Genomic DNA, 13,567 nt, shown 5'->3' with positions numbered 1-13,567 from the left:
CCATGCCCGCGCTGTACGCGCTGCTGGTCGGGATCGACCGGTACCGGAGGGTGGCGACGCCGCTTGCCGGATGCCGCAACGACGTGACCGCGGCGGCGGAGTTCCTGCGACACCGGGTCGACCCGGGCACCGAACCGGTGATCCGGCAACTCTGCGACGAGGAGGCCACCCGGGCGGCCGTGATCGACGGCTTCCGCTCGCACCTGTGCCGGGCCGGCCGGGGCGACACCGCACTGTTCTGGTTCAGCGGCCACGGGTCGTACGCCCCGGTCTGGCCGTCGGTCTGGCATCTGGAACCGAGCGGCGAGTTGCAGACGCTGCTCTGCGTGGACAGCCGGCACGACGGCGTACCCGACCTCTACGACAAGGAGATCGCGGTACTCACCGACGAGGTGGCGGCGAGCGGCGCGCACGTGGTGCTGGTGCTGGATTCCTGCCACTCGGGCGGGGCGAACCGGTTCGGGGTGGCCACCCGGGCGGTGCCCCGGGTCGAGGAGCCACCGCCGCTGGAGTCGCTGCTGCCCGAGCTGGTGACCCGGGAGGCCGACGGGACGGTCAGCGGCGTCTACGCCGGACGGGCCGAGCACGTCGCGCTGGCCGCCTGCCGGCACGACGAGCAGGCCGTCGAGACCCTGCACTACAGCGATCGGGCCCGCGGCGTGTTCAGCGCGGCACTGCTCACCGTGGCCGGGCGGCTCGGCTCGGGGGCGACGTACCGGGAACTGTTGACCGCGGCCCGGTGCGAGGTGGAGAACCTGGTCGGGCACCAGGTGCCGCAGCTTTTCCCGGTGGCCGGCACCCTGGCCGACCAGCCGTTCCTGGGTGGCCGGGTGCGGACCGTCGGCGCCAGCATGACGATGCGGTTCGTCCGGGGCTACTGGGAGCTGGACGCCGGGACCTGTCACGGGCTGCCCGGCACCGATCCGGACGGGGCGCTCCGGGTCGCGCAGCGCGGTGTACTGCCGGTCCGGGAGGCCCGGGTGACCCGGGTGCTGACCGAGCGAAGCCTCGTAAGTCCGGTGGGCTGGCAGCCGGACCGGGAGCGGCAGTACCCGGTGGTGGTCAGTTCGGTGCCGCTGCCGCCGACCACGGTGGCGATCGAGGACACCGACCGGGCCGCGGCGGCTCGGCTGGTCGCCGCGCTGGAGCGGGCCGGCCCGGGCGGCGGGCCCTCCCCGCACCTGCGGGTCGTCGATCCGGCCGCCGGGCCGCCGCCGGAACTGCGGGTCGTCGATCCGGCCGCCGGGCCGCCGCCGGAACTGCGGGTCGTCCTGCCCGTGCCGGACCGGATCCGGATCTGCGGCGACGACGGCGTACCGCTCGCCGGTGACCTGGTCGGTGCGGGTGCCGAACTGGTCGAGCGGGCGGCCCGGGCGCTGGAGCACATCGCCCGCTGGCGGCAGGTCCGTGCGCTGGCCAACCCGCTGTCCGGGCTGGCCGGCGGGGTGACCCTGGAACTCGTGCCCACCCGTCCCGGGGACGGGGTGGTGCCGCTGCACCGGCCGGGGCTGCCGGCCGGCGGGGACGGCGCGGTCCGGCTCCGCTACCGGTACGTCGACGGCCGCTGGTGGCCGCCGACCGCCTTCGTCCGGATCCACAACGGCACCGACCGGCGGCTCTACTGTGCACTGCTCGACCTGACCGAGGGGTACCGGATCCATCCCGACCTCTTTCCCGGAGGCTTCGTCGCCCCCGGTGGCACCGCCGCCGCACTCGACGGCCGGCCGATCCGGTTCAGCCTGCCGGCCGGACGACCGGCGACACCCGGCGGGCGCACCCGGGACTGGCTGAAGCTGCTGGTCGCCGAGGAGGCGTTCGCCGCCCGGCCATTCCAGATGCCACCGCTGCACGAGCCGTGGCCGGCCGACTCCCGCGCCCCGACGGCCCTGCTCGGCGTCCTCGACCGGCTGGGCCGGCAACTGGTGCACCGGGACGCCGTGCCGGACACGCCCGCCGCGTACGACTGGACGGCGAGCACCCTGCCGGTGCTGACCGAGGTACCGGCGGCCGAGGATCCGCCGCGTCCCCGGGTCCGACCGGACGACCGGACCCGGCCCGGCCCGCTGCCCGCAAGGGTGGACGGTCGCGGCTGAGCTTCCCCGGCCCGCTGCCCGCAGGGATGGACGGTCGCGGCTGAGCTTCCCCGGCCCGCTGCCCGCAGGGATGGATGGTCGCCGCTGAGCTTCCCCGCCCGGGAATCGGGTGCTGGCGCCCGACTCCACCTGCCCGCGCATTGCCGCGAGGCGAGGCCGGGGAGGTTCACTGGCCGAAGTGGTTGAAGCCGGCCCAGCCGGCCAGGTCCGCCGGGTCGATCGCCGGCATCCGGTCGCGCAGCGCCCTCGGCATCCCCGGCGGCATCCGGCGGTGCGGGTCGAGCATCCAGAGCTGGGCCAGCCGCAGCGCCTGGGCCGGACCCTGCCGATCCACCGCCAGGTAGTGGTGCAGCATGTACATCAACAGCGAGGTGGCGTCGTCGGGGACCGGCCAGAGCGAGCCGACCACCGAGCGGGCACCGGCCATCAGGAAGACCGTGGCGAGCGAGTACGCCTCGTCGTAGGCGCGTCCGGGTACCGCACTGGAGCAGGCCGCCAGCACCACCGTGCCGAGTCGGAAGCCGCCCGCCGACCGCTGCGCCGCGTCGGTGATCCGCTCGGCGGTCAGCGGCGTGGGTCCACCCGGCCCGGCCAGCACCAGGTACGACTGCTCCGGCCCGTCCGGCACCACGGCACCGTGACAGGCCAGGTGCAGTACGCCCCGGTCGGCGGTCAGGGCCGAGCCGAGCCAGTCCAGCACCTCGTCCGGGGTACCCGACCCGGTCGCCGTACCCTCGGCAGCCCTGCCCAGGTAGGGCGCGGCGGGATAGAACCTGTTCCGGATCGCGGTCGCCTCCGCCCCGGCGTGCGCGAGGTCGTCGGTCGGGTTGCCGACCACCAGGCCGGCCGTGTCGATCGGCACCGGTTCACGCTGCACGGTGCCGCAGAACATCCGCGCCGACGCCGCGTACGAGACCACCGCGTCCTGCAGGACGTACCGGCCGCCGGGTGACCGGGCGGCGTGCCACGGCACCAGCCCGAACGCCCCCATCGGCACCAGCACCAGCCGGTACGGCCGGGAGAACTGCCGGTCGGCGCAGTGTTGCAGGACCGCCTCCATCGCCGCGTACCAGGCCCAGTCGGAGAGTCGGCGCAGCGCACCGGCGGCCTCCGGCTCGGCCGCCGGCACGTCGACCGGGTCGGCCGGCCCCGCGTCCCGGGTGCCGGCCGTGGTCCGCCGGCCGGCGAGCCGGGTGCCGAGGTAGTCGTCGAGGGCGCTGAACCGTGCCCCGAGCATCGTCAGCACGGTCAGCTCCGGTTCGCCGCGCGCCGGCACCACCACCACGACCGGGGCCCGCTCGCTCGTCGCCGGCACCAGGTACACCAGCGCGTCCGCGCCGGCCGAGCGGAGCGCCTCGGCGATCTCCGCCGGCTCCGGGGGATCGAGCAGCTCGATCCGGCCGCCGGCACCGATCGACTGCTCGTGGTCGAGCAGCGCCCGCATCACCCGCTGGCGCAGCCGGGCCGGGATCGGCGTCCCGCCGGCCGCTCCGGAGCGCCACTCGGTGGCGAGGTCCGACCGACCGGCCGCGGCCAGCAGCTCCGGTACGTCCCGGCTGCGTGAGGCGGCCTGCAACACCCGGCCCCGGCAGGCGTCCAGGGCCCGAACCGCCTGCCCCGGCTCCCCGTCCGTCACGCACCAGCCGAACACCTCGGTCGCGTCGTCGAGGGCGTCCCGGCCGGCCAGCGCCGCCTCGGCGGTACCGGTCTGCACCAGCGTCCGCCAGGCGTACCCGCGCAGCGCCTGCAACCCGGCCTCCCGGCTGGCCGCCCGGTCGTCCCGGCCACGGTCGTCCCGGGCCCGGTGCGCCCGGCTCAGCCAGGACATGCTCGCCGACCAGAGCGGGTGGGCCGGGTCCGTCACGTACGGCCGGACCCGTTCCAGCACCTCGATGGCCCGGTCGGCGTCGTCGAAGCTGCGCCACGCCTCCAGCCTGGTCATGTACAAGCCGGCCAGCAGGACCCGCAGGGTCAGCGCGCTCTGCTCGCCGGCCGGCATCGGGTCGATCCGTTCCCGCAACCGGGTGATCTGCCGGTCGAGCGCCGCCGCGTCGTAACCGGCCACCGCGCTGCCGGCCCGGGCCAGCATGGCGTAGACGTCCAGGGTCGGGTCGGACGGGCCGCCGTCGGTCCCGGTCACCGTCGAGATCTGCTCGGCGACCTCCTCCAGCAGGCGTGGATCGGGATCCTCCGAGGTGGCGATGCGGCGCCACCGGTCGGTCAGCACCAGCAACGGTTCCAGTGCCCTGCGCCGGGCGTCTTCCGCCGGTACACCGGCCAGCCCGGCGCGGAGTTCGGCCGCCGCCGCGTCCATCTCGGACCAGTCGCGGAACTGGAAACCGTGCATCAGCCGGATGGCGGCGTCCTGCAACCGCAGCAGCGCCCGCTGCCGTTCGGTCAGGTCGGCGCGGTCGGCGATCTCCGCATGCTCCGCCATCGCCCGGGTCAGCCCGCCCAGGTCGTCACCGAGCTGGGCGCCGAGCTGCCGCAGCCCGCTGAGTACCATGTCGAGGTCGTTGACGGTGCCGCCGGTGGCCGTCTGCCGGGCCTCGGTGAGCGCGGTGAGCGCGTCCTCCAGCGGGCCGGGGTCGCCCGGCCGGGCGGCGAGCAGCCCGTGCATGCCGTCCAGGACCAGCATCCGCTGCCGGAACCGCGGATCGTCCGGATACGCCGTCCGCGCGGCGGCGATCAGTTCGGCGGTGCCGGGGTGTTGCGTGAGGCCGTCCGGGCCGGTGGGGAGGACGGTGAGCAGCATGTTGGCGAACCGGGCCCGCTCCGGTGCGGTGACCGGAAGGCTGCGCCAGGCGTCGAGCGCCCGGTCCAGCAGACGCAGGGACTCCTCCCGGGACGTTGGTGCCGCGTCCGGCCGGGGCAGCGGCGGAACGACGAGCGGCTCGGCCGGTTCTCCGTCCGGCCCGGACTCCGCCGTCGCGGCGCGGTCGACCTCCGCCCGCATCCCGGCGTACGCCTCGCCGAGTACCGTCCCGTCGTCGGGTCGCGCCGGCAGGCCACGGGTCAGCCGCTCGGCGACCAGCATGCCCCGGATCGTCGTGAGGTTCTCGCGCTCGGCCCCGTTGCCGTCCAGCGCCGCGATCGCCTCGGCCAGCTCGGTCTCTGCGCTGGCCAGGTCGTCGACCTGCCCGCTGTACCGGTAGCGCGTCCAGCCGAGCATCGCCCGGGCGGCCAGCGGGCCGGGTCGGGCCGGGTCGTCGGCGGCGCACCGGTCCAGCGCCACGTGCACCCAGCGCCGCCCGGCGGCGACGTCGGCGGCTGCGGCCGTACGGTCGCCGGCGGCGAGCAGCAGCGCCGCCCGGTCGTGGTGCAGCCGGGCCAGGCCGTCGAGCAGTTCCACCGAGAGGTAGGGGTCGTCCGGCGCGTCCTCGGCCGCCAGCCCGTCGAGGTCCTCGGCCGCCAGCCCGTCGAGGTGGTCGACGGCGGCGTCCAGGTCCCCCCGCTGCTGGGTACGCCGCCAGCGCTCGAACCGGGCCGTCCCGGCCGCCAGCCGGGCGTCGTACCACCAGTCCACCGCCGCGTCCGGGTCGTCCCGGGGATCGCGTCCGGCGACCACCTCCAGCTCGCTGACCGCCCGGTCCAGATCGGCCGGGGCGGCGGCCAGCCCGTACCGTTCGACCAGGGCCTTGCCGAGCCGGTGCCGGGCCGGCCCGACGAGTTCCGGGGCGCATTCCTCCGCGCCGGCCACCTCGGCGGAAAACTCGATCACCTGGTCCAGGGCGGTCGGATCGGCGTCGGTGACGTAACGGTCGATCCAGGCGCCGCCGAGCCACCAGGCCACGTCGACGGCGAGTTCGGACTCCCTCGGCAGCGCCTCCCTGGCCTCCTGGAGCGCCACCATCGCCGTCCGCAGTGCGGCAGCGACCTCCTCGGCGCCGCGTTCCGGGTCGCTCGGCTGGCCGCCTGGGCCGGTGGGTTCGGAGCCCGGCTGATCGGCCAGGGAGAGGTAGCGCTGCCAACAGACCCGGGCCACCTCGTAGCGGAGTCCGGCGCGGTGCTGGGCCAGCACGTGGGCCCGGTACTCCGGGTCGGTGTCGAAGGCGGCCAGCTCCGCGCGCAGGTCGGCGAGTTCCCGGGTCAGCTCGGCCAGCTCCGACCCGGGGTCCGGATCCCGCGCGTCCGGGCCGGGTGCGTCGGTGCTCGTCGCGGCCATCATGGCCTCCCGATCGGATCCCGGGCGGGACCTCCGCCGGCCGGACTCGGCCCGGCCGCCCGGACCGGTTCCGTTGCCCGGACCGGTTCCGTTGCCCGGACCGGTTCCGTTGCCCGGACCGGTTCCGTTGCCCGGACCGGTTCCGTTGCCCGGACCGGCCCGGTCCCGCTGCCGCGCCTGACGTCGCCCCCGGCCGTGCCGTGCCCGCCGGTGTCCGCGTCGGTGACCTGCTCGGTGTCGAGTCGGGTCATCCGGTGTGCGTGCAACGCCGCGCCCTTGACCACGCCGAGGTCGGGCGCGAACAACCGGGGACGCCAGCCGAACTCGGCGGAGAGCGCGGCGGCGATCATCGGCATCCGGCTCGCCCCGCCGACCAGGAGACAGCGGTCGACGTCCGACACGCCGGCCCGGGCGGCCGCGGCGAGCAGCCCGCGCAGCAGGACCACCGAACGGTCCACCAGATCCCGGGTGGCCGCCTCGAAGTCGTCCCGGCTCACCGTGACGGTGACGCTGTGCCCGGCGTACCGGATCGGGACCCGGTGGACCGGGAAGCCGGACAGCGCCCGCTTGACCCGTTCGGCGGTCAGCGCCAGCCCGGCCATGAAGACCTCGTCGGCGGCCGGATCGTCGTCCGGCGCTGCCCGGGCGACGAACTGCTCCAGCAGCAACGCCATCAGCCGGCGGTCCCAGTCCACGCCGCCCAGTCCGGGGTCGCCGTCGGTGGCCAGCACCTGGATCCGCCGTCCCAGCCGCAGCACGGTGCCGTCGAAGACGCCGCCGCCGAGGTCGTACACCAGGGCGGTGCCGCCGCACACGCCCGAGGCGAAGCCGTAGTGCAGGGCGGCGGCGACGGCCTCGCTGACCAGCGCGAGCGGGCGTACCCCGGCCAGCAGGCAGGACCGCCGCGTCACCTCGCGCTGCCGGGGGCCGAAGCAGGCCGGCACCGTCACCACCGCCGGCACGCTCCGCCCCGACCACGGCCCCGGCACCGCACCCCGGACCAGGGTACGCAGGATCAGCGCGCAGACCGCCTCCGGCGGGTACTCGACGTCGTCGAAGCAGTGTGACCGGCTGCCGCCCAGATCCCGTTTGACCAGTGCGACCATCCGGTCCGGCGTCGACTGGCCGGCGACGTGCGCGGCGGCACCGACCAGCACCGAGCGACGCGACTCGAAGCACACCACCGACGGGGTGGTCTCCGCGCCGAGCGGGTTCGGCAGGATCACCGGCCGTCCGCCGCTGTCCACCATGGCCACCGCGGATCGGGTGCTGCCCAGGTCGATACCGAGCGGAGTCATCTCGTACGCACGCCTTCCGTCACCGCCGGCCCCGACCGGAGCGGCGGTCCTTCGACGACCTCTGGTCCGGATGAGTCACCGGCTTCCGCTGCGACGTTGTTCGACACGGGTAAACCAGCGAACCTATTCGACCTGACGGTGACGATCCGAACCGTAAATGGCGGCGCCGGAGCGGGTCCAGATCGATTCCGCTCTCCTGACTGATCTACCCGACGCTAATGCCCGAATGGAGCGTCGCACCGGTCGGCGGCATCGACGGGTACGCCGAACGGATCGTGCCGTCGGTAATTCCGCACGTATTCCCCGGAACGGTACGGCGCCGGCGGAACAGGTTCGGTCCGGCCGGCGGGGATCCGGCTCCCCTGCGGTCCGCCGGACGGCAGGAGTCGGACGCGGTGTGTGAGCGCCGCGGGTCCAGGTCGAAAAAGGTTCATCGGGCCAGTGGTTCGCATCGACGGACGCCGGGCGGGCTGCTTGGATGGGGCGTCGGTGCGATCCCGATCGGCGATGGGGCCGTGGAGAGGGAGCAGGAGAATGACCCGAGAGGACCGTTGGGACTTCTTCATCGCGTACGCGACCGCGGACCGCGCCGCCGCCGAGGAACTGTACGACCTGCTCAGTCCGCCCTTCCGGGTCTTCCTCGACCAGCGGAGCCTGCTGCCCGGCGACGACTGGGACAGCCGGCTGCCGGCCGCGCAGCGAAGCGCGGTCGTCACCCTGGTGCTGATCTCCGGCGGAGTGGACCGCGCCTACTACCAGCGGGAGGAGATAGCCCAGGCCGTCGAGCTGTCCCGCCGGGAGGACGGCCTGCACCGGGTCGTGCCGATCCTGCTGGACGAGTCCGCCGGAGCCGCCCACCTTCCCTACGGTCTGCGGCTCAAGCAGGCTGTCCCGGTCACCGGCGCGGGTGGTCTGCGGCAGGTCGCCGAGCGGCTCCGGGACACCCTCCGGCCGCGCCTGGCGCTGCCCCCGGACGAACTGCTGCGCCGCTACGAGGAGCGGACGGTGGTCGAGCGCGCCGTCCGGCTGGTACCCCGGGACGGCTTCGACCCCACCGGCCAGCTCGGCCTGAGCACCCGCAAGTACGTCTTCGTCGGCGACTACCAGGAGCAGCGGCACCGCACCCTGCGGCAGATCCTCTCCAACCTCTGGATCGGGGACGCCTTCGAGCAGGTCGACAACTCCAACGGGCCCTGGCTGGCCCTCACCTTCGACCTGGGCGAGCTGAACCGCCGCAAGATGGACCTGCTGCCGGCGACCTGGAAGGCGGCGTTCCGGATCCTCTCCGACCCGACCCGGGCGGGGTGCTTCGAGCCGACCGACGAGGAGCGCACGCTGCTCGGCCGCCCGCCCCGGAACTACTACTCCGACGACCAGCAGGCGTGGTATTCGAGCTGCACCATCCGGGAGCGCAGGTACACCCCGTGGGGCACGGACTACTTCATCCGGGAGGTGCTCGGGATCAGTTGGCTCTGCTTCACCGGTACCGGGATCACCCAGGGGACCCGGCGGTCGACGGGGCTGCCGTCGCGGGTCTTCTTCGTCCGGAACCTGCCGCTGCACAGCATCGACTACCAGGTCCAGGACCTGGGCGTACCCGACGACGACACCGTCCTGGAATAGTCCTCGCAGCGGGATTGGAAGCCGGCCGCGCGGGTACCCGGCGGATCTCCTACGACGGAGGTTGGCAGATGTCGGAGCGGCATACGGTACTGCGCTCGATGCACGATCTCGGCCTGGCTGCCTGGTTCGGCGGCGCCTTGATGGGGGCGATCGGGGTCAACGGCGCGGCGGCGAAGGTGAGCGACTCGAGACAGCGGCTGGGGGTCGCCTCGGCCGGCTGGGCCAGGTGGACCCCGGTGAACGCGGCGGCGATCGGCACCCATGTCGCCGGTGCCGCCGGTGAGCTGATCACCGAGAGTCCACGGATGCTCGTCCAGTCCGGGGTGGGCCGGATGAGCGCCGTCAAGACCGGGCTGACGGTGGCGGCGCTGGCGGCGACCGGCTACAGCCGGATGCTCGGGATGCAGTTGGAGAAGACCACCGAGGCGCCGGTGGTGGCGACGACGGCCCCGGAGAACGGCACACCGCCGGGTGTCGCGGCCCGGCAGCGGCAGTTGCGGGTGCTGCAGTGGGTGATTCCGGCCCTGACCGGCGGACTGATCGTGGTCACCGCGCTCGCCGGTGAGCAGCAGAAACCCGGCCAGGTGGTGCAGGGCATGCTGAACCGGATGAACGGGATCACGTACCGGACCAGGAGCATGCGCGGGATGGCCGGCAAGCAGCTCCGGGGCATGGCCGGCAAGGGCCTGGGCGGAATGGCGGTGGCCAGGGGCATGCGCGGGATGGCCGACAAGGGCATGGCCGTCAGGAACCTGCGCGGGATGGCGACCAGGGCGATGCCGGGGATGGTGGGGATGCGGATCGCCCGGCAGGCGGTCGCGAAACTACGGCACTGACGGCCGGGCACGGCGGCGTCCGCCGACCCGGAACGGACTCCGGGGAAGAGCGTCCGGACCCATCTCCGGTACGGCGTGTCGCCGATTGCCGAGGGTCCTACCCGCGGGACCGAAGTGTCCCGCAGTGCGGGAAGTCCACGCCCGACACCGGGCCCGGGAGCGGGCACCATCCGCGACTACACCCGGCTCCGTTGTCGCCGTCTGCGGTCCCCGTGACCACGGCGGCCGGGCCAGACGGGCGGCCCGTCCGGCCGGTTTGAACTGCGGAAACGTCCCCGGAAGCCGGGGGCGTCCCGGAGCGGTCGGCCATAGGTTCTCGGTGCTGTGGTGTCAATGGACTGATGACTGCCTATAGTTCGGCCCGATCGTCTCTGGCATGGACGACGGTCAACGCGGTTACCTCGGATCAGGATCGACCATGTCCTGGAGGTACGCAGGTGCCGGTCACATCGCCGTCGGAGCCGACGGCCGTACCGCGTGCGGCGGCGGCGCAGACCGTCGCCGCCCTGGTCGGTCGCGGTACCGAACTGGCCCGGATGGTCGCGCTGCTCGACGAGGACAGGTCACGACCCCGGTTCCTGGTGCTGGACGGCGAACCGGGCATCGGCAAGAGTCGACTCGTCGCCGAGCTGGCGCGGGTGGCCGGCAGCCGGGGGCGTACCGTGCTGCTCGGTCGGGCGACCGAGTTCGAGCGCTCCCTCCCGTACGGCGTGCTGCTGGACGCGCTGGCCGGCGTACCCGATCACCGGGCCGACCTGCACGCCTCGCTCGACACCCTCGCGGTGCGCGACCCCGACGGCACCGGGCCGGCCACCGCCGCGGTCGAGCGGCACCAGCGGCACCGGCGGCTGCGTGCTCTGGTCGCCGCCGCCGCCCGTCCCGCCGGTGCGCTGCTCGTCTTCGACGACGTGCAGTGGGCCGACGACGCCTCCGTCGAGTTTCTCGGCTATCTGCTGCGGCATCCGCCGGAGGCCCGGATCACGGTGGTGCTGGCGTTCCGGTCCGAGCAGTGCCCGCCGAGACTGACCGAGGAACTCGCCCACCTGGCGCCGCTGCCCGACCGGCTCCGGCTGGCCCCGCTGACCGGTGCCGACGTCGACCAGTTGCTGCCGGCCGAGCCGGCGTCCCGGCGCCGGCTGCTGCACCAGGTCAGTGGTGGCAACCCGCTCTACCTGGAACTGCTCGCCGGCACCTCGACGCAGGTCCTCGGCGCGCTGCGTCGCGGCGACTTTCCCGACGAGCCGGTGACCAGCGCGCTGCACGGTGCGATGGCGATCGAGATCCGTGGGCTGGGCCCGACCGAACGGCTGGTGCTCCAGGCCACCGCCGTGGTCGGACCCGGCCTCGACATCGGCACGGTCGCCGCCGCGGCCGGGATCGACCCGCACCGCACCAGCACCGCGCTCGACGCGCTGGTCGCCCGGAACCTGCTCCGTCCGGTCGGCGCGGAGTTGGACTTCCGGCACTCGCTGGTGCGGGCGGTGGCGTACTGGCTGGCCGGTCCGGCCTGGCGGCTGGCCGCCCACCGCCGGGCCGCGGTCCACCTCGAACGCTGTGCCGCCCCGTTGACGCTCCGGGCCCACCACCTGGCCAAGGCGATCCAGCCGGGTGATGAGGCTGGCGCCGAGGTGCTGGCCACGGCCGCGATGACCACCATGGGTACGGCACCGAGCACCAGCGCCGGCTGGCTGCGCGTCGCGCTGTCGGTGCTGCCGGACGGCCCCGGTCGGGCCGATCGCCGGGCCGAGCTGCGACTGTTGTTCGCCAAGGCACTCGGGGTGACCGGCCAGTTCGACGAGGCGCGGACCGTGCTGCACGATCTCGTCGCGGTCGCCGGCCCGTACCGGCACGCCGCGGTCGAGCAACTCGCCGTGCTGGAGCGGCTGGCCGGTCGGCTCGACGTGGCCAGCGCGCTGCTCAGCACCGAACTGGAACGGCTCGGCGCCACCGGCACGCCGCAGGCGATGCTGCGGCTGGAACTCGCGGTGACGGAGATGCTGGCCGGCCGCTGGCGGGCCGGCGCCAGGCACGCCGGCAAGACCATGGACCGCGCGCGGCAGGGTGGGCACCGGGGGATCGAGGCTGCCGCGAGCAGCGTACTGGCCGCCTGCGCGGTCGCCCGGGAGCCGCTGGCCACCGCGCGGCTGCGGGTCGCGTACGCCGCCCGGATGATCGACGCGCTCGGCGACGTCGCGCTCCGGGACGAACTCGGCGCGATCGCCCTGCTCGCCTGGATCGAGGCGATGCTGGACCGGGTCGACGACGGGCTGGCGCACGCGGAGCGGGGCATCGAGGTGGGGCTGCGGTACGGGCGGATCCACGTCCATCCGCTGCTCTACGCGGCCCGGTCCGTGCTGTACGGCACGGTGGGCCGGGTCGACGACGCGCTGCGGGACGCCGAGGAGGCGGAGGAGATCGCCCGGTGGCAGGGAGGCGCCGAGGCGGCGACACTGGCGGCGGCGGTACGACTCCGGCCGCTGCTCTGGCTCGCCGGGCCGGACGCCGTACGCCCGGCCCTGGACCGGCTGCGTGGCAGCGCGGCCCCCCGGTCCACGCTGTACCGGGCGGTGGTGCGGACGCACCTGGCCGAGGCGAGTGCGGCGGTCGGCGACGACGCCGGCTGCCAGGAGTTGCTGGCCGACGCGGAGACGTACCGCTGCCTCGGACCGGCCGAGGCGGGCGTCCTCGTCGTACGGGCGCTTACCGCAGCCGGAGCCGGTCGGGCCGGATCGGCGGGTGACGGGCCGGGTGGGATACCACCGCAGGCCCGGCGTTGGCTGACCCGGGCCGCCGCTGTCGCCGGTGACCTGCCGGGGCGGCTCGGGCTGGTCGGGCTGGCCGGCGCGACGCTGGCCCTGGCGCACGGCGCCCCGGGCGACGCCGTGGCGGAGGTGGCGCCGGCGATCGGGCAGCTCGGCGCGGCCGGCATGCCGGTGGCGGAGGGGCAGGCCCGGATGGTGCTCGCCGAGGCGCGGGTGGCGACCGGGGATCCGCAATCGGCCCGCGAGCAGCTCGGCCGGGCGAAGCAGCTCTTCACGGCCAGCGGCGCGCGATGGCTGGCCGGGCGGACGGACCGCGCCCAGCGCCGACTGGCCGCCCGGCTGTCCCGGCGTGCCGTGCCGGCCGACCAGCCGGGGGCGGCGCCGGACGAGGCGCACCCGTTGGCGCTGCTGACCGCCCGGGAACGGGAGGTGGCCGAGCTGACGGTCACCGGTGCCACGTCCCGGGTGATCGCCCGGCAACTCCAGATCAGCCCGCGTACGGTCGACGCGCACCTGATGCGGATCTACCGGAAGGTCGGGGTGGCCTCCCGTACCGCTCTGGTCAGCCTGCTGGCGCGGGGGTGACGCGGTCGGCGGCCCCGTCGAGGGTTTCGGCGGCCCGGGTCATCGGGCCGCCCGCCGTACCGGTGTTGAGTGTCCCGACCGGTTCGGTGGCGGTCTCTTAATCCGCGGGTTCGGGGTTCGAGTCCCTGGCGGCGCACCAACGATCAATGCCCTGACCTGGCACTACTGTGCCGGTCGGGGCCTTTTCGCGTCCGGTGGTCGCTCG

General features: G+C 74.6%; 6 protein-coding genes. 4 read left to right on the top strand and 2 right to left on the bottom strand.

Annotated elements, in window-relative coordinates; translation table 11 throughout:
* Positions 1-2 precede the first annotated feature (2 nt).
* On the top strand, positions 3-2,093 hold the full coding sequence (locus ACQEVC_RS39235) for a caspase family protein (RefSeq protein ID WP_432888570.1): 2,091 nt from the start codon (positions 3-5) through the stop codon (positions 2,091-2,093).
* 166 nt (positions 2,094-2,259) lie between these two features.
* Here ACQEVC_RS39235 and ACQEVC_RS39230 read toward each other — a convergent pair whose 3' ends face one another.
* Positions 2,260-6,258: a CHAT domain-containing protein gene (locus tag ACQEVC_RS39230; RefSeq protein WP_432888568.1), complete on the bottom strand. Its 3,999-nt coding sequence runs from the start codon at positions 6,256-6,258 to the stop codon at positions 2,260-2,262.
* Complete coding sequence (locus tag ACQEVC_RS39225) at positions 6,258-7,556, bottom strand: Hsp70 family protein (protein ID WP_432888566.1); 1,299 nt, start codon at positions 7,554-7,556, stop codon at positions 6,258-6,260. Before ACQEVC_RS39225 ends, ACQEVC_RS39230 begins: the two co-directional genes overlap by 1 nt.
* Positions 7,557-8,090: 534 nt before the next feature.
* On the opposite strand from ACQEVC_RS39225, the gene ACQEVC_RS39220 reads away from it, so the two are divergent.
* From ACQEVC_RS39220 to ACQEVC_RS39210, 3 genes are all read left to right on the top strand, one after another.
* The gene (locus ACQEVC_RS39220) at positions 8,091-9,179 is read left to right on the top strand and encodes a toll/interleukin-1 receptor domain-containing protein (RefSeq protein WP_432888564.1); all 1,089 of its coding nucleotides are present in this window, start codon (positions 8,091-8,093) and stop codon (positions 9,177-9,179) included.
* A 68-nt stretch (positions 9,180-9,247) separates the two neighbouring features.
* A complete protein-coding gene (locus ACQEVC_RS39215; RefSeq protein WP_432888562.1) occupies positions 9,248-10,015 on the top strand; it encodes a hypothetical protein in 768 nt (255 codons plus the stop codon).
* Between the two features lie 437 nt (positions 10,016-10,452).
* Positions 10,453-13,362, top strand: a complete 2,910-nt coding sequence (locus tag ACQEVC_RS39210) for a helix-turn-helix transcriptional regulator (protein ID WP_432888560.1) — start codon at positions 10,453-10,455, stop codon at positions 13,360-13,362.
* Positions 13,363-13,567 lie beyond the last annotated feature (205 nt).

The sequence above is a fragment of the Plantactinospora sp. CA-294935 genome (assembly GCF_050936445.1).
In the GTDB taxonomy this organism is placed as follows: Bacteria; Actinomycetota; Actinomycetes; order Mycobacteriales; family Micromonosporaceae; genus Plantactinospora.
The sequence above is the reverse complement of the archived record's forward strand: the minus strand, read 5'-3'. Positions and strand labels throughout refer to the sequence as shown.